The 18,029-nt window shown below is 63.2% G+C and carries 19 protein-coding genes and 3 pseudogenes; 8 read left to right on the top strand and 14 right to left on the bottom strand.

The genetic code is table 11. From position 1 onward, the window contains the following. Positions 1–578: 578 nt before the first annotated feature. From A8G15_RS20920 to A8G15_RS20950, 7 genes are all read right to left on the bottom strand, one after another. Positions 579–797, bottom strand: a complete 219-nt coding sequence (locus A8G15_RS20920; RefSeq protein ID WP_425415113.1) for a hypothetical protein — start codon at positions 795–797, stop codon at positions 579–581. Positions 798–829: 32 nt separating this feature from the next. Beyond that, entirely contained in the window at positions 830–1,354 is a 525-nt protein-coding gene (locus tag A8G15_RS20925; RefSeq protein WP_068164005.1) for an aromatic-ring-hydroxylating dioxygenase subunit beta, read from the bottom strand. Further along, the gene (locus tag A8G15_RS20930) at positions 1,351–2,658 is read right to left on the bottom strand and encodes an aromatic ring-hydroxylating oxygenase subunit alpha (protein WP_068164008.1); all 1,308 of its coding nucleotides are present in this window, start codon (positions 2,656–2,658) and stop codon (positions 1,351–1,353) included. The genes A8G15_RS20925 and A8G15_RS20930 overlap by 4 nt, the downstream gene beginning before the upstream one ends. Beyond that, positions 2,655–4,376, bottom strand: coding sequence for a class I adenylate-forming enzyme family protein (locus A8G15_RS20935; RefSeq protein WP_068164011.1), 1,722 nt, complete (start codon positions 4,374–4,376; stop codon positions 2,655–2,657). Before A8G15_RS20935 ends, A8G15_RS20930 begins: the two co-directional genes overlap by 4 nt. A gap of 92 nt (positions 4,377–4,468) precedes the next feature. Then, the gene (locus A8G15_RS20940) at positions 4,469–5,245 is read right to left on the bottom strand and encodes an enoyl-CoA hydratase/isomerase family protein (protein WP_068164014.1); all 777 of its coding nucleotides are present in this window, start codon (positions 5,243–5,245) and stop codon (positions 4,469–4,471) included. A 1-nt stretch (position 5,246) separates the two neighbouring features. Beyond that, complete coding sequence (locus A8G15_RS20945) at positions 5,247–6,056, bottom strand: enoyl-CoA hydratase/isomerase family protein (protein WP_068164016.1); 810 nt, start codon at positions 6,054–6,056, stop codon at positions 5,247–5,249. A 3-nt stretch (positions 6,057–6,059) separates the two neighbouring features. After that, complete coding sequence (locus A8G15_RS20950) at positions 6,060–6,869, bottom strand: enoyl-CoA hydratase/isomerase family protein (protein ID WP_342671590.1); 810 nt, start codon at positions 6,867–6,869, stop codon at positions 6,060–6,062. Between the two features lie 363 nt (positions 6,870–7,232). Here A8G15_RS20950 and A8G15_RS20960 point away from each other — a divergent pair, with 363 nt between their 5' ends. The 7 genes and pseudogenes from A8G15_RS20960 to A8G15_RS20990 all read left to right on the top strand — a co-directional run bounded on the left by A8G15_RS20960 (position 7,233) and on the right by A8G15_RS20990 (position 12,319). Further along, a complete protein-coding gene (locus A8G15_RS20960; protein WP_068164021.1) occupies positions 7,233–8,030 on the top strand; it encodes an SDR family NAD(P)-dependent oxidoreductase in 798 nt (265 codons plus the stop codon). Beyond that, positions 8,027–8,677, top strand: a complete 651-nt coding sequence (locus A8G15_RS20965) for a TetR/AcrR family transcriptional regulator (protein WP_082900046.1) — start codon at positions 8,027–8,029, stop codon at positions 8,675–8,677. Before A8G15_RS20960 ends, A8G15_RS20965 begins: the two co-directional genes overlap by 4 nt. Next, a complete protein-coding gene (locus tag A8G15_RS20970) occupies positions 8,572–9,654 on the top strand; it encodes an MBL fold metallo-hydrolase (protein WP_082900047.1) in 1,083 nt (360 codons plus the stop codon). Before A8G15_RS20965 ends, A8G15_RS20970 begins: the two co-directional genes overlap by 106 nt. A 1-nt stretch (position 9,655) precedes the next feature. Next, complete coding sequence (locus A8G15_RS20975) at positions 9,656–10,447, top strand: enoyl-CoA hydratase/isomerase family protein (RefSeq protein ID WP_068164027.1); 792 nt, start codon at positions 9,656–9,658, stop codon at positions 10,445–10,447. A 254-nt stretch (positions 10,448–10,701) separates the two neighbouring features. Continuing rightward, positions 10,702–10,935 carry a hypothetical protein gene (locus A8G15_RS20980; protein ID WP_068164030.1) on the top strand — a complete coding sequence of 78 codons (234 nt, stop codon included), beginning with the start codon at positions 10,702–10,704 and terminating at the stop codon, positions 10,933–10,935. 260 nt (positions 10,936–11,195) lie between these two features. Further along, positions 11,196–11,384, top strand: a pseudogene (locus A8G15_RS20985) (aldehyde dehydrogenase (NADP(+))); the annotation flags it as partial. Between the two features lie 326 nt (positions 11,385–11,710). Next, positions 11,711–12,319 (top strand): Mu transposase domain-containing protein, encoded by a 609-nt coding sequence (locus tag A8G15_RS20990; protein WP_211270216.1) that lies wholly within the window; start codon positions 11,711–11,713, stop codon positions 12,317–12,319. 444 nt (positions 12,320–12,763) lie between these two features. Here the strand turns inward: A8G15_RS20990 and A8G15_RS20995 are convergent, their stop codons facing one another. From A8G15_RS20995 to A8G15_RS21015, 6 genes and pseudogenes are all read right to left on the bottom strand, one after another. Next, positions 12,764–14,119 (bottom strand): VWA domain-containing protein, encoded by a 1,356-nt coding sequence (locus A8G15_RS20995; protein ID WP_068164036.1) that lies wholly within the window; start codon positions 14,117–14,119, stop codon positions 12,764–12,766. 173 nt (positions 14,120–14,292) lie between these two features. Continuing rightward, positions 14,293–14,442 (bottom strand): hypothetical protein, encoded by a 150-nt coding sequence (locus tag A8G15_RS31180; protein WP_245687929.1) that lies wholly within the window; start codon positions 14,440–14,442, stop codon positions 14,293–14,295. Between the two features lie 124 nt (positions 14,443–14,566). Continuing rightward, positions 14,567–14,851 (bottom strand): annotated as a pseudogene (locus tag A8G15_RS31965) (IS21 family transposase); the annotation flags it as partial. 54 nt (positions 14,852–14,905) lie between these two features. Beyond that, a complete protein-coding gene (locus tag A8G15_RS21005; RefSeq protein WP_245687930.1) occupies positions 14,906–15,442 on the bottom strand; it encodes a helicase associated domain-containing protein in 537 nt (178 codons plus the stop codon). Between the two features lie 58 nt (positions 15,443–15,500). Continuing rightward, positions 15,501–15,977 (bottom strand): hypothetical protein, encoded by a 477-nt coding sequence (locus tag A8G15_RS21010; protein ID WP_068164045.1) that lies wholly within the window; start codon positions 15,975–15,977, stop codon positions 15,501–15,503. Then, positions 15,974–16,618: a hypothetical protein gene (locus A8G15_RS21015; RefSeq protein WP_156665501.1), complete on the bottom strand. Its 645-nt coding sequence runs from the start codon at positions 16,616–16,618 to the stop codon at positions 15,974–15,976. Before A8G15_RS21015 ends, A8G15_RS21010 begins: the two co-directional genes overlap by 4 nt. A gap of 472 nt (positions 16,619–17,090) precedes the next feature. Between A8G15_RS21015 and A8G15_RS32550 the strand changes: the two are divergent. Further along, a pseudogene (locus tag A8G15_RS32550) lies at positions 17,091–17,287 on the top strand (single-stranded DNA-binding protein); the annotation flags it as partial. Between the two features lie 231 nt (positions 17,288–17,518). Here the strand turns inward: A8G15_RS32550 and A8G15_RS21025 are convergent. After that, complete coding sequence (locus tag A8G15_RS21025) at positions 17,519–18,025, bottom strand: SDR family NAD(P)-dependent oxidoreductase (protein ID WP_281180728.1); 507 nt, start codon at positions 18,023–18,025, stop codon at positions 17,519–17,521. Positions 18,026–18,029 lie beyond the last annotated feature (4 nt).

Below are 18,029 nucleotides of genomic sequence, written 5' to 3' on the forward strand. Positions count from 1 at the left end.
CACTCCACGGGGCACTATCCGCGTTCACCGCGTCCGCCCAGCGCATTCAGCGCCTCACCGATATCGGCGCGCGCCAAACGGTACTTCGGTAGGTAGGTTCCGTACGATACGATCCCGGGCTGGGAATCCGGCATGAGTCTCTCCTGACATACATTCGCTGCGGCCGATACCGGCCTGGAAGCGGGGCGATCGGCGGGTGCGTTCTACAAGTCCCTGTAGTCGGGTGCGCACGCGAAACAAGCCGCCGCCGGCGCTTCTCGGCCATGCGAAGGGTCCTGCCGACACAAGCTACAGCAGCCCGGATCGGTAACTCGGATGATGTGCACAACAACGGTTTCGCCAGTGCACGGCCCCTACCGCCGCCATACGATGCGACACCGATAGAACCCGCATACCCTCGAGCTCAGCGCACACGGGTGGGAAGGCCGATAAACGCCCGAAGACCGATCGACCGGCGTGCGTTGACCAACTAATCTCTCGGTCAGGGTTCGTGTTTCGCCGCGCGCCCGCCTAGCCGGCCGTGTTCCCGGTGCAGATGGACTCGCTGAGGCCGAGTTCATCCGCGGTCGGCTTCAGCATCACCGAGGGACATCCGGCATAGGGGTTTCGCGCCAGCGATCGGAAGAGGGATCGAGCAAATCTTCCAGATGTTCGTCGCGCAACCACACAATCGTCTCCAGTTCGAGGGCGTCGAGGAACCGCACCCGGCCGGTCTTGAGGTCCTCGAGCCGCAGGCGCGGGCTGAGACCTTCGTAGTCGATGCCGATGCGCACCTGGGCGAACTCACTATGGACGATTCCGGTCCTCGAGTCACGGGACATGACTGCTCCTAGATCAAAAAGCCGAGTGTCGGGATGGCTTCGGCGTTGTCGACCAACACCACGGTCTTCCCCACGAGGCGGATCTCGTTGTCCACCACTCGAAGTCGATAGGTGTATCGACCTGCCCATACCTCTTTGCCTCGCGGCTTCGATTCGTACAGCACGAAATTTGCTCCGACGACGGTATCGGTCGTACCCGGAAACTTCTCTTCGAGACCGAGGATCTCGATATTCCCGAGCACGCGCCGCAGGTGCGAAGGTGGAGACTGCGCGTATCGCTTACCTGTGCGCAACTGCTCCAGCCGGGTGTTGATGCGACGACGATTGTCATAGACCACCGACACATGCGTCATCGGATCGTAGTCACCACCATCGACGGGCACCCAATACAGTGCATCGTCGGTCCACAGCGCTTCCCACGAGTCGAAGTCGTGTTCGTCGGCGTATCGTGCCTCCCGGTAGAGGAACTGTTCCACCTGACGGATGTCTGTAAGGTCGGGCGCCGGACGGTCGGTATCGAATGCGACGGTCACTGCTCTTCTCCTTCCACAGGCGCAGAAGCCATGATGCTCTTGTAGTTGCGCCAGAATGCGCGCATCGCCGTTTCATCGTTGGCCGCACCGATCGTGTGCCCACGCTCGTCGATGCTCTCCCGGTGGACACCGCGGCGGATGTCCACCCATTTCGGCTCACGCATTCCGACCCCGACCTGGTTCCGCTCGTACATCTCCGTGTCGTCGGCGAGCAGCATGCCCGCCGGCCCCACGGAACCGATCGACTGGGACACCATCCGGGTGTTCAGTTCCGGGGCGCCCTTGAGCTGCACGGCGGTCGAATACTGCACACACTCACGCTCGGAGATCGGCTGGATGTTGAATACTTGGATCTCCGCAATGAACAGGTTCGGGAAGATCATCACGTGTGGAGCGCCCTCGATGAGGATCTCCTCCGCGGCCTCACCGTGCTTCGCACGCATCGCCGCCACATAGTTCGGTACGCGATCCTCGGTCGTGCCGAACCACTTCATCGGCTCGTTCATCCGGCGGAACTCCGGGCGCAGATCGTTCTCACTGTGCCCATTTCCGAGAGCTCGTGTCACAGATGTCGCGGAGTCGCTGTAGAGCTCACCGATGTGACTACCGGTGACCGAGAAGATCGATCCGTGAACGAATTGCGGGTGATATCCGTCGGTTTCGTTCTCGGCCAGCAGCTTCCAGTTTGCGCGCGTCTTATGGCGCAACCATCCGGCGGTCAGCTCGACCTCACCCTCAGGGGACAAACGTGCGAGCCGATCGATCTCTCCGGCCGCATCGCCGAGGTGTTCGAGGAGTGTCGGCCCGTCCTCGGCAAAACTGCCGAACACGAAACCGTGGTACACGGCGACGCGCGGCACCTTGCCCATGTTCAGGTTCAGCTTGCCCTTGCCTCCGTACCCCTTGTTGTAGGGGTAACCGAGCATCTCGCCGTTGTTGCGGTACGTCCACCCGTGGTACGGACACCGGAACGAACTCGAGTTTCCCGACGGTTCGTCGCACACCAGGTTCGCTCGATGCGCACATCGATTGAGCAGGAGATGAATCTCGCCGTTCTTGTCGCGCGTCATGATGACGTCCTGCAAGCCGAGCTTCTTGCGGATGTAGTCATTGGGCTCGGGAATCTCACTGGCATGCCCGACGAACACCCAGGTGCGGTACCAGATCCGCTCCAGCTCGTCGGCGAAGACATCAGGATTGGTGTAAAGCGATCCGTGGATGCGCTCGGGCTGGATCAGGGTGTCGTAGTCGACGCGCGGCGCTCGGTCCGGGGTCGCGTCCGCAAGTGGTTCGATGAGCGTCATGACTGCTGCTCCGATCTGTCGGTGACGTGATGGGTCGCGGCCTGCTGGACGAGCCGAAACTTCTGAATCTTGCCTGTCGGGGTCTTCGGAAGATCGTCGGCGTCGAGGAACCACACGACCTTGGGGACCTTGAAACGCGCGAGATACTGTTTGCAGTACTCGATGACCTCGTCTTCAGTGATGGCCGAGCCGGGTGCACGGACAACACATGCGCACCCGATCTCGCCCCAGCGCTCGTCGACGAGTCCGATTGCATAGGCCTGCGAGATGTCGGGATGGGCGGTGAGAAGTTCTTCGATCTCCTTCGGCATGACCAGCTCACCGCCGCTCTTGTAGAGCTCCTTGCTTCGCCCGGTGATCTCTACGTACCCGTCGGAGCGAACCCGACCGAGATCACCCGAGAACACCCAGTTGTCACGGAGCCCGAGCGCGGTTTCCTCGGGCTTCTTCCAGAAACCGAGCATGTTCGTCGGGCCCTGCGACACCAACTCACCCTCTTCACCGTCCGGAAGGAACTCCCCGGTCAGAGGGTCGACCGTCCGGTAAACGGTGAGCGCACCGCCGTGTTCGGCGATACCGGCGACCCCCGCCCATTTCGGCTGACCGGCAGTGGTGGATGTCAGTTCGAAGGGGTCGCCGGGCAGGGTCAAGGTCATTGCGCCGCCACATTCGGTCATGCCGTATCCGGTCACGATCTCGGATGCCCCCAGCTGCTTCTCGACTTTCTCCCACAGCCATACGGGACCCGGGGCAGCGCCGGAGAGGACGGCTTGAAGGCTCGACAGGTCGTACTTGTCGACAGCCGGATGTTCCAGGATCGCCACAGTCATCGTCGGAACGCACAGTATGTCGGTTGCCCGGTGACGTTCGATGCCGCGCAAGTACGCTTCGGGGTCGAACTTCGGCTGCAGTATGACCGCACCGCCGACCACCATCGTCGCCATCAGGCCTTCGATGTAGCCGAACATGTGGTAGCAGGGTAGGGAGAACAGCACGCGCCAACCGTCGTCGAATGCCCTGGTCAACGCTGAGGCATATCCGGTGCGCTGCGCGGCGTCGTGCATGATCATCACCCCCTTGGGCGATCCCGTGGTGCCGGAGGTGTAGAGGATGTCGGCGAGCGAGCGAGGGTCGATGTCGAGTCCGGCAGACCCGCCGGCGTGCTCCCGCCCGAGAGCGTCGAGATCGTCGATGGTGCGTACACCCGGTCGGGTCCGTCCGCCGGTGGGGAGCAGGATGACGTCGCGGAGGAGCGGCAACTCGTCCGAGTTCCGTCCTTGGTCCCAACCGGGCGCGATGGTGTCGAGCATCTTCGGATAGTCCATGCCCCCGTACTCGGTCATCGTGATCAGGACTCGGCATTCCGACTGTTCGAGAACGTATTTCAGTTCTTCTTCCTTGTAGAGGAAGTTCATCGGCACCGCGACTCCCCCGGCACGCGCGACAGCGAATTTCACCGGAACGAACTCGGTGTAGTTCGCCATGACGATTCCCACGTGCTCCCCCGGCTTGAGGCCGAGAGCCACGAGCCCGTCGGCGAGGCGCGTTGCCCACGCATCGACTTCGGCGTAGGTCGTCGTACGTTCGTCGGTGATCACGAGGGGGCGTTCCGCGTAGCGCTCCGCGCTGAACGCGAGCCAGTCGCCGAGGGATCGCTCGACCCACTCCGGGAAGAGAGATGTGATGTGCTCGCGACGTCGATCCAGGGCTGTCGACATTCCGAGTACTCCTTAATTTTGACTTGAACTTAGATTAAATAAGGTGGACGCTTTCGGCAACCCGTGTCCGCTAGCCCGGGATCTACGCCTGGTCAGACACCCCGGAACCGCGGTGCGCGTTTCGCATGGAACGCGTCGATGCCCTCAGCGAAGTCGGCGGAGTCGAATAATCTTGTTTGAGCCTGCGTCTCGAATTCGAGCACGTCGAACGGGTCGGCTGCCCACCGCCGCCACAGTCGCTTCATCTCACGAAGCGCCAGCGGTGGCGCAGCAACAATCTGCTCCGCATCCGCGAACGCGCGATCCAACGCCGCTCCGGCAGGAACAACCTCATCCACAAGACCCAGCTCCTGCGCTTCAATGCCATTCAACCGACGCGGTAGCAACATCAGTTGACGTGCCACAGCCGGACCGACCCTGGCAGGTAGGGACGAGAACAGACCCATATCGCCCGCGAGCCCGACTCCGGTGAACGCGGTGCCAAAGACGGCGTTCTCGCTGGCCACGACCCGGTCGCACGCGGCAGCCAACGAAACACCCGCCCCGAACGCGGCGCCTTCGACGGCAGCAAGCACCGGCTTGTCGCTGTTCCATATCGCGCGGATCACCCGATTCGCGGCTTCGGCCCGGGGAACGGTCTCGTCCGGACCCATCCGACGCATGGTCGATATGTCACCGCCCGAACAGAATGCACCGCCCGCACCCGTAAGTACGACAACACGTACGTTCGGGGCGTCCGAGGCCGCCTCGAACGCGTCGGCGAGTTCGACCCGAAGGACCAGATCGATCGCATTCCTCCGCTCCGGACGATTGAGCGTGACGATGCGGATCGGCCCACGGTCCTCGGTCAACACCGTAGGTTCTGCCATGTCAACGCCCCTCGAATCGTGGTGCCCGCTTCTCGATCACCGCGGCGAGGCCCTCGAGGGAATCTGCAGTTCCGGATAGCTCGGAGACGGTGCGGGCCTCCTCGTTGAGACGGTCCGCAAGCGTAGCTCCGACACCTCCCCACAGGAGTCGCTTGACCGCAGCCACTGCAAGCGGTGCGGTCCGGGTGAACTGCTCGGCATAGGACTCGGTTTCGGCCTCGAGCTCTGCAGCAGGGACCACCTTGGTCAAAATGCCGAGGTCCAGTGCTTCCTTTGCGTCGAGCACAGGGTTCGTCAGCAGAATCTCAGCGGCTTTACGTAGGCCGACGAGTTGCGTCAATGTCACCGACGCTCCCCCATCGGGCGCCATACCTACCCGGACTGCACCGGACATGAACTTGGCGTCTTCGGCTGCAATGACGAAGTCGGACGCACATACCAGACCGAATCCTCCGCCACCTGCAGCAAATCCGTGCACCGAAGCAATGACGGGGACCTTCAGTTGGATCAGTGCGGACGTCGCGATCTGCAGCCACGCCGTAGCTTCACGGAGATAGTCAGGAAGGTCTTGTCCCTTGGACGCGAACGTTTTTACATCGCCCCCTGCACAGAAGTGACGGCCCTCCCCCGACAGAATCACCACCCGTGCTGTCGGTTCGGAGTGCACACGCAGGATCGCAGTGTGTAGCGCCTGAAGGAACGGAACATCCATACCGTTCGACGCTTCGGGCCGATTGAGACGGATACGAGCGATACCGTTCGTATCCAGGTCGAGGAGCACTGGGGCGTCCTCAATGAGATGCTCCGTCATGAGCTACGAACCCTTCTTCTTCGTGAAGGCGTCGATGCCCTCACCACTCGAGTCTTCGGACAGATGGTCGAGAACGACGGAAGCCTCCATGGCTATTCCGTCCTCGAGGGGCTGCTGCAAACCCTGGTAGACCAGGCGCTTACTCCGCGCGAGCGCCGTTCGATCCTTGCCGGCGAGGGCCCGCGCGAAGTCGGCAACATCCGCATCGAACGTGTCGGCAGGGATCACCTTGTACGCCAGACCCCACGCCACTGCCTCCGCGGCGGACAATCGGTCACCGGTGAGAATGTGCGCGAGCGCGCGCTGTCGTCCCACCAAACGCGGGAGACGCTGCGTGCTACCGCCGCCAGGAACCATGCCGTGGTTCGAGTGCGTGTCGGCGAGTTTTGCCTTCTCATGGACCAGCGCGATATCCGCGGATTGCATCAGCTCGAATCCGCCGGCCATCGCATAACCTTCCACCGCAGCGATAACCGGGACATCGAGTTCTGCGATGGTGGCGCACGCGCGGGTGAAGTTGGCGAACAACGGCGCCATCGCTTCGCGACCCTGTTCACGTAGTGCTTGAAGCTCGTTGAAGTCGCCTCCCACCGAGAAATTGCCACCGGATCCTCGGATCACAATGACGTCGACCTGCTCTGCGAGAGTGCGCAGCGCTGCCTCGAGCTCGGTGCCGAGTGCAATCGTGATCGCGTTCATGGCGGCGGGTCGATTGAGCAGGATCGTCCCGACCCGATCGTCGATGGAGGACTCGATGACGGAACCGTCCGCCTGCGGGGCTGCCACTTCGGTGTGCTGGTCGGTGCCGCTCACATGTATCGCCCCGCCCCCACCTCGATGACCACCCCGGTCACGCAACTGGAGTGCTCGGATGCGGGAAAAGCAGTCCGTTTTGTACTATCGGAGAGCTTTTTCGCCGCAGCGTCCGCATGCATGGGGTCGACATCGACGAGTGAGACCCGAGCACCGTTCGTAGCGAGCCGCTGTCCGACCGCCACGTCGATTTCGTGTGCACCGTTGGTCCCTACCGCGGATTCCCCTTCGAGCAAACCGTACATAGGCCGGCCTTCCCTCTTGCGTTTGGATTTGATCTTTCGCATCGCAACACTTTTGAATTGAACATAAATTAAGCTACCGTCGGAGTCAACGGGAGTTACTTGACGGAAGGACCCCTCCATGGACCTCGGACTCACCGATGCACGTGTACTGGTCACGGGCGGCGGATCCAATGTCGGACGCGGTATCGTCCACGGATTCGCCCGCGAGCACGCACGCATCGCCATCTGCGACATCGACGGCGAACAGGCCGAGAAAGTCCGAGGCGAAGCACTCGAACTCGGAGCCACGGAAGCTGAGGTCATCGCAGAAGATCTCACCTCCGACGGCGCAGGCGACCGAGCAGTCGGTCACCTGCTCACGAAATGGGGCGGCATCGACGCCCTGGTCAACAACGCCGGGTGGAGCGACGCCGAGTTCTTCGCAAAAGACACCGACCGCGCCCGCTGGCAGAAGACCATCGAGATCAACCTGTTCACCGCCATCGCCTGCACCCAAGCCGCTCTCACCCCGATGCGCAACGCCGGAGCAGGATCGATCGTCTTCATCTCGAGCGATGCCGCCTTCGGCCAGATCCGCCAGGGAATCTACGGCAGCACCAAAGCCGGCCTGATCGCAATTGCACGAACAGTCGCCAAAGAACACGGCCGACACGGCATTCGATCCAACGTGATCTGCCCCGGACTGGTCCTCCCCGCCGACGAGAATGCAGTCGGCGCAACCAGTCTGTGGGCTGCAGGACGCGACAACGTGTTCAACGAGAAACAGATCGAATCCCTCGAAAAAGACATCCCCCTCCGCCGACTCACCACGGCACACGACGTCGCGGACAGCGTGGTCTTCCTCAGCTCGGATAAGGTCTCGCGCCAGATCACCGGGCAGGTGCTGTCCGTCAGCGGCGGGTATTCGATGCCATGAGGACCGCCGAAGCCAGAGTAGCCGCGAAGACCCCCAGCCGAGGAAAATCCGAAGCCACCCGCAACCGGATCCTCTTCGCCGCTGCCAAAGTACTGAGCCGAAAAGGCTACTCGGCAACCAGACTCAGCGAGATCGCAGAAGAAGCCGAACTCCGAGCACCAGCCGTCTACTACTACTTCGCCTCCCGACACGATCTGATCTCCGAGGTGATGGCAGTCGGGCAGGCACGCCTGCGCAACCATGTAGTAAACGTTCTCGACACGCTTCCACCCGACAGCGAACCTATGGACCGGATCTGCACCGCCGCTGCCGCTCATCTCGAAGTGGAGCTGGAGCTGTCGGATTTCGCCACGGCCGTCACACGGAACACCGGCCAACTCCCAGAAGACATTCGCATACGCCTGCGAGAAGACAGCCATGCGTACTCGATACTCTGGCGCGACATGATAGAAGAAGCGTACCGGGCCGGGCAGGTACGCGCGGACCTCGACCGTCGCGCGGCGATCAAACTCATCATGGGCGCGTTGAACTGGACCCCTGAATGGTGGAACCGCTCCCAGGGATCGATCGACGAATTGATCACGACGACACAGTCACTGATACGCCACGGGCTCGGTCCGACGCCTACGAAAGGCCCACGCGCGTGACACAACCACTCACCGAGAAGATCACCGACGGCGTTCATCGCATACCACTTGCGTTGCCACTGGACGACCTGAAGGTGATCAATGCCTACGCCTTCGAATCAGCCGACGGCCTCGTCCTCATCGATCCCGGCTGGGCAACCTCCGAGACCGAACGCACCCTCACCCACGCAGTGAGCGAGCTTGGCTATACCCCCCGAGACATCACAACAATTATTGCCACGCATGCACATTGGGACCATTACACGCAGGCTGTCGGACTGCGCGACGACTACGGCTGCCGACTCCACCTCGGAGCAGGCGAACGGTATTCCCTCGACGCGTTCGCCACGCTCACAGGCCCGTACCCTCGCCAGGTCGAACTGCTGCGAGCCGCGGGAGCGCGCGACCTCGCAGATTACATCGATACGCTGCCATACCAAGAGCACGAGATCGGACTACCCCTGGGACACCCCGACGTGTGGATGCACGACGGCGATATCTTCGACCTCGGTGACCGCACACTCACCGTGCACGAAGTACCAGGCCACACCCGCGGACACATGATCATTGCCGACGAAACCGCAGGCGTGATGGTGACCGGCGATCACATTCTCCCCCGCATCACCCCCTCCATCGGGTTCGAACGCGAACCCGAAGCGATGCCATTGGGCTCGTTCCTGTCGTCGCTACGAGCCACCCTCGAACTTCCCGATGCGCGGATGCTCCCGGCACATGGACCGATGGCCGACAGTGTCCACGATCGCGCTCGAGAACTGCTCGCCCACCATGACGAACGACTGACCGAGATCCGGAAACTCGCCGAAGACGGACGCTCGCCGCACGAGATAGCACAAGCACTGCCCTGGACGCGGTACGCACGCCGCCTCGACGACCTCAATCCAGTACATCGCATGGTGGCAATTCTCGAAGTCGCCACGCACCTCGACTACGACCGGTCCGTGCAGACCGGACCGTCCCACACCAACACAGGGAGCTAACATGCACGAGAACCGATGCACCGTCACCGTAAACGACGACGGCGTCGCCCACTTACGCTTGACACGAGTTGCCGGACGCAACGCCATCGACCGCACAATGGTCGAAGCCATCGCACACGCAACCGACTCAATCGAAGCAGATGACCGAATTCGTAGTCTCCTCATCACCGGCGACGGCCCCTCTTTCTGCGTCGGCGGAGACCTGAAGTACTTCACCGACAATCTCGACACTCTCGCTGACGAGTTCGACACGATGGTCTCCCTCTGGCATCGCACCCTGCCACGTCTCGCCGAACTGCCATACGCCGTCGTAACAGCCATCCACGGGGGCACGGCCGGCGGCGGCCTCGGCCTGGTGTGGTGCGCAGATCACGTCATTGCCGGAGAAAGCACGAAGATCGCCACCGGATTCTCGGATCTGGGACTGTCCGGCGACGGCGGAAGCTCGTGGCACCTCCCTCGACTGGTCGGGATGCGGCGAGCGCAGGAAATGATCTTGGAAAATCGGGTCCTCGACGCGACCACCGCGCTCGAATGGAACCTCGTCAACCGCGTCGTCCCCGACGCCGAACTGGTCGACACCGCGCTCGAACGCGCCCGATGGTTTGCTACCCGCTCGATCACTGCGACACGCGAAGGCAAGCGACTGTTGGCCGCCGCCACCTCGTCGACACACCGCGAACAACTCGCCGCCGAACACCAGGCGATGCTCGTGTGCGGGTCAGCCCAGGACGCACAAGCGGGCATTCGGGCGTTCATCGAAAGAAAGGCACCCACATTCCTCGATCGCTGACTGCGCAGACAACAGCACAAACATGTCCACACATCTACGTTCGCTCCGTCGCCAACTCGCACGTTCTCGATAAACTCGCAGTGCCTCGAAAATGCCGTCGGCGACGCATTTGTGCGGCGTGGACAGCTCTGGCGGCGGCGAACCTTATCCCGATCAGCCCGATCAGTCCGAGCCGCACACGCACCTCGAGCAACAACCGAGCACACTTGGGTCGCGCCAGTTACACCGCCACGCCCACGCCCCACAACCCCGGTATGTTCGCGCCCACCTGGGAAAAGGACCTGTTCGCAGTACTGCACTCCACCGAGCCCACCGACTACATCGCCATCTCCCGCACGCACAGCAGAACAGCGCCCCACGCACACCTGTTCGCCGCCATGCTCGAAGAACCGCTGCACTTCGAGCTCGGTGCCGGCAACCCCCAGGCTGCCCGCGAGCACGATTGCTGCTCGGCTGGGCCGTCTCCCAAGACGCGGCAGAACCGCTGACGCGGTTCATCAGCCCCTACCTTGCTGATCGCACCTGGCCCATGGAAATCTTGCACGGTGTCACCGCCAAACTTCGGTTTCACGGCGACGTTGCGCTCCTCGTCGCTGCCGAGCTCCATCAGGCCGCCGGTGACCTCGACACCGCTATCTGGACCGTCGCACACGCACAGCCCACCGCGCACGCTGCCTTACCCCCGTCGAGCTCTACACCAACTAATCCCGTGTGTCAGAACCGGATCCACCGATTACCTGACAGTCCCGTGCACGGCGGGCCCTACCCCGCCACCTCAGCGCCGTCGACCACCTCGGTCGGCAGCCTGGCCATCGAAAGATTCCTGCGCCCGGTGGCCTACCAGAACGTTCCCGAGACACTGCTCGCTCCAGAGATCCGTACCGGGAATCCGCTGCAGATCTGGCGACGGATCGACGGCACGCCGGGTCACAGCTGACCCCTCGGCACAGCGCGATCGGTACAGGTCATGTACATCCTGCCTGTACCGATCGCCTCGGTGCGGGGTTTTCCATCGTGCTGGACGATGTGGGACGACCGAGTCCCCGGTGCGCAGCCGGCCCCCAACCCTTTATGGCTCGTCGGTGGGACAGGGTCGAGACTCGCCAATAGCTGCCGGGATTCGACGCCGCGGACTTCCATGGCAGTCGCCGCGGCAGGCACGAGCGCGATTCCCAGCTCTGCTTCGACCCGACCCGCAAGACCGAGGATCTGCTGCTCGGCTCGTGGGAGCTGATCCACCAGCTCGGTGGGGTGCCCCGCCGGTTGATCTGGGACAACGCGCCCGGCATAGGGCGCGGACGTCGGCATGGCGACGGGGTCACCGCGTTCACCGGGACGCTGGCGACGAAACTGGTGGTGCTGAGCCCGCACGATCCCGAGTCCAAAGGACTGGTCGAGCGCCGCAATCGCTGGCTGGAGACCTCCTTCATACCGGGACGGACCTTCGCGTCCCCGGCGGACTTCAACAGCCAACTCGCCGACTGGCTCGCCCGCGCCAACACCCGCATCGTGCGCACCACCAAGGCCGCCCCGATCGAGTTGCTCGACGCCGATCGCGCCGCGATGTTGCCGTTGCCGCCGGTGCCGCTGCATCTGGGCTGGCGCAACCGGATCCGTCTGGTCCGGGACTACTACGTCGGGGTCGACACCTGCGACTACTGGGTCGATCCGACCGCAATCGGCCGAATCGTCGAGGTGATCGGCGATCTCGAACAGGTCTGGGTCCGGCTCGACGGCCGGCCGATCGCCGAGCATCGTCGCTGCTGGGCGCGACAGATTGGTCGATCAGTCACTAAGGGAAAAGGCCATCACTTCGATGTACTGCTGGGCAGCCCGGACAGCGTTCCGTTGACCGGAGCTGACTGCGACTGAACCGGGGTGGGCGCGACTGCCGGAGCGACCGCAACGGAGGTGGTTGATGCCGGCGCCCGGTACGTGCTGCTGGAGACCGGACTCTTTGTTGTGCTGGGCGGGGGGCTGGCCACCGTCGGCGTGCTGACGATCGGTGCGACGGTCGTGGGCGTCGACATTTTCGGCGTCGTGGAAGCCTCGACTGACACGGTCACCGTTTCGGTGACCACAACCGGCGAACCGCTGTCGGTCGAGCAACCCGCGACGAGAAGTAAGAAGACAGAGCTGGCGACAAGGACACGAACCCTCATGCCGGGCTCATCCATCCTTGCCCTATTTTTTGATACCGAAGGCAAACGACTCGTGCCACCCGTCACCGACAGAGCACCGCCGATGCATGACCTACGAAGGTGGTCTTGCTTGCCCTACCGACGCCGGACCATCCTTTCAAATCAGGAGGGGTCCTCAGGCAAGGATCCCGTGCTTGCGTGCTTCCTTCACCCACGACGGGAATTCAGACAGCAGCAGATCGTATAGTTTGTCGTCGGAAACCTTTTCAATCTTGTCGACCGCAAAGAATCCGACGTTGTCGACATGCCGATCCGGCAACGTATCGAAACGTTCGAGCACCCCGAACCCAGCTCGGCCGAGACCGACGAACTGCCAGAAGATCGGCTCCGACACCGCGGCACGCAACTCGGCTTCGATCTCCTGATTTCGGTACACACCACCATCGGAAAAGAACAAGACCAACGTGGGAACAGGCTGAGGATCCGCCCGAACCAGGGCACGCACATCGGCGATGACCTTCTGCTCCTCGTTCTGGATACCCACCGTACGCATATCGATCTGCCCGGCGGCGAGGTTGCGACGCCGCCCGAAACCCTTCATCTCACCCACGCGAACATGCAATCGGATCCACTCAGGCATGTCGCCGAGAACGAGATCCGGTAAGCGAGCACTGTTACTGGCAAAGGTGAACGCCTGCATGCGACCGTCGTCGTCGAGTTGCGCAGCTACGGCCGCCATTCGTTCCACGACGCCGGCAACCACACCCTTGTCATACAACCGGGACATCGATCCCGAAGCATCCAGCACGAGAATCACCCGGGCCCTCAGTCCGGTGGCACCGCGTTTCGTCAACGATACTGCGACCTGCTTCTTGCGCAGTTCCAACCGCTTACGCATGTCCACAGGAAGCCGCTCGAGCTCCGCAGCAACTCCCCCGGATGTCGGCGGCGTTGTAGTGGTTGAACCACGAGGGGGTTGGGTTCGGCTATCTACGTGAGATGGCGGCGGCGGATCGTCAACCGTGATCCCGAAATCGGTTGCGATTCCGTACAGTCCCGATGCGTATCCCTGCCCTACTGCCCGGAACTTCCACTGCTCGCCCCGGCGGTACACCTCACCGAACAAAAACGCAGACTCGACCGAAGCGTCGGTGATATCGAATCGAAGAAGCGGGTGGTCGGCACCGTCTCGTACGACCAACGCCAAACCCTGCAGCTGGCCGAACGTACCCCCGTCTGCGGATGCAGCTATCACGACGCGGTCGATGTCTGCGGGGAGGCGGGAAGTGTCGACTGTGAGAGTGTCGCTCCCCGGACGTGGCTTGCCGGTATGCACCACCGCGCCTGATACGTGTGACGGCTGGTTGAAGAACACAAAATCGTCGTCCGAGCGCACCTTGCCGGACCCCGAAAGCAGCAAAGCCGATACGTCCACATCCGGCACGCCAGCGCTAGCCGACCACACCAATTCGATACGCAACATCGTCGTGCCCAACGCAACGTTGGCGCCCTTACTCATCGCTACCGGCATGCGAGAGAGCCTATACCGCCTGAAAACTCACCTGCGTGTCCACCGCAGGTTCGTCGACCCTTACTGATGTCAAGGGACATGAGGACGTCCCTGTAGGCGGACAGATGGTGTCCCTGTGCGCGGACAGCTGATCTGCCTGTCGGCGGTCAGCTGATCTCCCGCACCAGGTCAGCTCAGGGCATCACTCCGCGCCCAACGGCGGCGTCCTGCACCCGCAACGAGGTGTCCTCGGTGATCACCACGTGCGCATGGTGCAACCTGTCGACCGCGGCGGTCATCTTCGCCCGGATCCGGACCGTCCCGGCCGCCGACACAGCGATCAACCAGGTGTGTGCACCGGGTCCGAGATCAAGGAACCGGGCCTCGGCCGCGGAGCGGGCCCTCGGGACCGGCGGCGTCGGGGCCCCGCTCGGATCCTGCGGATGATCTTCGGTAATGCGCCGGGTCGATCTGCAGATGCCGCATCGTGATGCCGGCGACGTGATCGATCCTCACGGTGCGCGGATTGTCGGTCAACGCGTAGGTCGCGACTTCGCCGAAGCGACGCACCGTGGCATCGAGACACAAAATCAACATCGACAACGTTTGATCCCAAACCGGGATCACCACCCGGTAGCGCGACCACGCCAACCAGGCGCAGAACAACAACGTTGAACGTAGAATCCCGCCAGGGTCAGTCACTTCCGTTCCGTCGCCCCAGTCGAACTGCATCCACAACCCGGGCTCGGTGATCCTCCCCCACTCCGTGGGAGGAGCCGACTTAAGCCAGCAGTCGACTGTGGGTAGTCAGTGCGCCAAGGCCGCAGGCTGCCGCGTCGAACGCCCTCGTCTGGCGGTGCGCGGCCCGCGCGGCCGCGGGGTGGGCGAGATACCGAGAAGTTCGAGGACCGCTTGCTCATCAGCCGGGAGGTGACCGTCTCGCCACTTGCGGACCTTGCGGTAGAGCCACTCCCCTACGGGTTCACCGTCGTCGGAGAGGTAGGTGCTCGGAACCTCGCCGGTACCGTGCTTTTCGCGGTAGGCAGCAATCTCGAGCAGCATCCGGCGATGCTTGCTGTCGAAACCTGCGGGACGGGGCACTTTCCAGTCGAATCCGATCGCGTCGAGTTCGGCCTCACGATCTGCGGGAAGGATGCCGAGGACGCGGGCGATGCGGTGCCGGTCCGCCCAGCGTCCGAGATGAAAACCGTCCTCGGCCACAGCATGCGAATCCGGGTCCGAGGTGTTCGCATGTTCTAGGTAGCGACGCACCGCCGGCGCCAACACGGTGGCGGGTCGGGGTGCTCGGCGCGCATAGGGAGCGGTGCGATCCAGCTTTCGCATGGGTTCAGTATGCCCGGCGACGTTGGTGCTCACACCCGTTGAGTTGAGGGATGGGCGCTTACAACTCTGTTCCGTTATGTCCCGGGTGTTCCGTGTCGACCGCTGCGTGGGGCTGAGACGGTCCGGCCAGGATCACTGCGATCACTACGGCGACCAGCGCAATCGTTGCGGTGATCGCGCAGAACCACAGCGGCGCCGCCAGATGGGTTGTGGTCGGGTCCGCCAGAAAACGTGAGCTGAACACACCGGCAGCAAGTCCTCCGAAGGCCAGAGCGATCGCTGCACACCACATCTCCGGGCGTCGCCGCGCAGCCAGGAGAGCGCCGACGGGCAGGCATACGAACAGGCCGATTATGAAGGCGCCCACCGCTGACTCGGCTGTCGGTGGGCACGGCGGGTAGTCTCCCCCGCAGGAGCCGGGAACTTCACCGCGGACGTAGACGAACGACGCCCATGCCAGCAGTGGGGCAGCAGCGATCAGCAGGGCGCTGCCCACAACGAGTTGCACCGATGCGAACAGGTTTTTCGCGCTCATCGCGTTGCTCTTCCGTGCAGATCTACGGTCACGGAGTCGTCGGCCGAGGAGTCAGCAGGCTCGAAGTGGAAGGTCCACTCGTCCGAAGGGCCGTAGCCGCTGCCGAGAGTCAGCCATGGCGGTTCGGGTCGGCCGGTGCGAGGATCGAGTTGATGATCGCCGGCGCGCCACAGGGTGTGCAGGCTGGTCAGTACCGAGTCGATGTCGATTCCCGCGAACTCGGTGGCGGAGATCCCGTCGTCGAACCGCTCCGGTTTTGCCGTGGAAAAGTCGCGGCTTTCGATCTGCCCGGTGATGTCCGTCGCGATCTCGGTGGCGCGGCCGGCCCGGTCGACGACGCTGATTCTGAATGCGTGCCCGTCGAGGACGATCTGGTGGATTCGGTGCTGGTCCGTGACCCGCTCGCCGAGACGGTCGAGTCCGGCGCGGGCATTGCCGGGTTCGAGCATCGAGCGTGAACCGAACGGCTCGTACGCCACCGCGAACGAGAGCGTCTTGGGCCGGTCCTTCGCCCAGTCGATCGCGTACGCCATGCACGCCCCGACGGCCAGCATCCCGGCGCACAGGACCACCAACAACACCCTGCGACGAGACCACCTGTCCGTCAGTTCCGGGTGCGGGCCGGCCTCACTCGTACTCATGACCTGTGAGCCTAGCGAGCAGGCCCGCAGCAGAATGTCCCCAACCCGCGCCGTTTCCGCAGAGGTCACTGCCGCCCGCCCCCGCCAGGCCCCTGACGAACCCCGGACACGAGAGCATCAGAAACCATCCGGATCTCGTGTAACGACACCTCCCCCAGCCAACGACGACTCGCACACCGAACCCCGCAGCCACGGATCACCGAAAAGATCGCCCCGCGACTCCCGCTGTCTCTGAGCATGCAGGCGGCGATGTCCTGCCCGATGTTGTCGAGTACATGCGACAACGCGCTGGCCGGGATCCGGTAGGTGTTGCATCGGCGGACGCTGCGAGCAGCGCGGTTGGCGGCTTCGGTGTGCAGATCCCCGTCGTGTCCTTTCACCCATTCGAAGCTGACCCTGCGATCGGTGATGGCCCGGACGATGCGCTTCGAGACGTAGTTGATGTAGAGAGCGGTCCGGTAGTCGCCATGCCGAGGTCGACGAGATCGGCCCCCTCCCTGCGCTACGCCTCCGCGAAGGTCCTCAAGGCCGGCCCCAGCGGCGGAACCGGGGGTGGTTTCGGCGGTGGGCAGTCCAATTCCGGTGGCAGCGACGAACCTCCGTTCTGATCCGACCAGCCATGGTGAGGCGGCAGGCGCCGATCCTGGTGCCTGCCGCCTTTCCAGGTGAAGGGAGCAGCCATGACACGCACCACCGACACTGCCGCCGGGGGTCTCCACTGCGGCAGCCGCGCCCGGCGCTACCCGAGGGCGTCGAAGACAACAGCCGGCCAGACCTGGTTCGCCGACGGCGATACCAGAGTCGACAACACCGAACCCGGGGACCGGCCGGATGCATCCGCGGTACCGAGACATCTGCTGATAGACGGGGAGTGGGCTTATCCGACGTAGAGGAAGTCGGTCATGTCCGAAGGTGAGACGCGCCGTTGAGGTCCAGGATTGTCCCGGTGGCCCATTCGGCTTCGGGTGAGGCGAGATAGACGATGGCTGCGGCCACTTCGGCCGGTGTCCCGACGCGACCGAGCGGACTCTGTTGCCGTAGTGCGGTGCCTTCTTCGCTGTTGAGCTTCGGTTGCTGACGTTCGCTGGAGACGAACCCGGGTGCGACGCTGCTCACGGCGATTCCTCGTGGTGCCAGTCCGATCGCCAGCGATTGTCCGAGTGCGTGCACAGCAGCTTTGGTTGCGCCGTAGGCCGGATGCTCGGGTTCACCTCGAAACGCCCCACGGGAGCCGACGTTGATGATGCGGCCCCCGGCGGTCATGTGTTGTGCCGCTGCCCAGGTCACGCAGGCAGACCCGAGAAGGTTCACCTCCACCATCCTGGTCCACACGGTGCACCAATCGTCGTAGCTGGTATCCGTAATCGGGTGGCGATTGCCCGCGGACGGTGCTAGGCCGTGTTTCATAAGC

This window comes from Rhodococcus phenolicus (genome assembly GCF_001646785.1).
GTDB lineage: Bacteria > Actinomycetota > Actinomycetes > Mycobacteriales > Mycobacteriaceae > Rhodococcus > Rhodococcus phenolicus.

Coding starts and splice junctions, on each gene's coding strand:
- A8G15_RS20930 (WP_068164008.1), bottom strand. CDS start 2,658: ATGACGCTCATCGAACCACTTGCGGACGCGACCCCGGACCGAGCGCCG.
- A8G15_RS20935 (WP_068164011.1), bottom strand. CDS start 4,376: ATGTCGACAGCCCTGGATCGACGTCGCGAGCACATCACATCTCTCTTC.
- A8G15_RS20940 (WP_068164014.1), bottom strand. CDS start 5,245: ATGGCAGAACCTACGGTGTTGACCGAGGACCGTGGGCCGATCCGCATC.
- A8G15_RS20945 (WP_068164016.1), bottom strand. CDS start 6,056: ATGACGGAGCATCTCATTGAGGACGCCCCAGTGCTCCTCGACCTGGAT.
- A8G15_RS20960 (WP_068164021.1), top strand. CDS start 7,233: ATGGACCTCGGACTCACCGATGCACGTGTACTGGTCACGGGCGGCGGA.
- A8G15_RS20965 (WP_082900046.1), top strand. CDS start 8,027: ATGAGGACCGCCGAAGCCAGAGTAGCCGCGAAGACCCCCAGCCGAGGA.
- A8G15_RS20970 (WP_082900047.1), top strand. CDS start 8,572: ATGGTGGAACCGCTCCCAGGGATCGATCGACGAATTGATCACGACGAC.
- A8G15_RS20975 (WP_068164027.1), top strand. CDS start 9,656: ATGCACGAGAACCGATGCACCGTCACCGTAAACGACGACGGCGTCGCC.
- A8G15_RS20980 (WP_068164030.1), top strand. CDS start 10,702: ATGTTCGCGCCCACCTGGGAAAAGGACCTGTTCGCAGTACTGCACTCC.
- A8G15_RS20995 (WP_068164036.1), bottom strand. CDS start 14,119: ATGCCGGTAGCGATGAGTAAGGGCGCCAACGTTGCGTTGGGCACGACG.
- A8G15_RS21005 (WP_245687930.1), bottom strand. CDS start 15,442: ATGCGAAAGCTGGATCGCACCGCTCCCTATGCGCGCCGAGCACCCCGA.
- A8G15_RS21010 (WP_068164045.1), bottom strand. CDS start 15,977: ATGAGCGCGAAAAACCTGTTCGCATCGGTGCAACTCGTTGTGGGCAGC.
- A8G15_RS21015 (WP_156665501.1), bottom strand. CDS start 16,618: ATGAGTACGAGTGAGGCCGGCCCGCACCCGGAACTGACGGACAGGTGG.
- A8G15_RS21025 (WP_281180728.1), bottom strand. CDS start 18,025: ATGAAACACGGCCTAGCACCGTCCGCGGGCAATCGCCACCCGATTACG.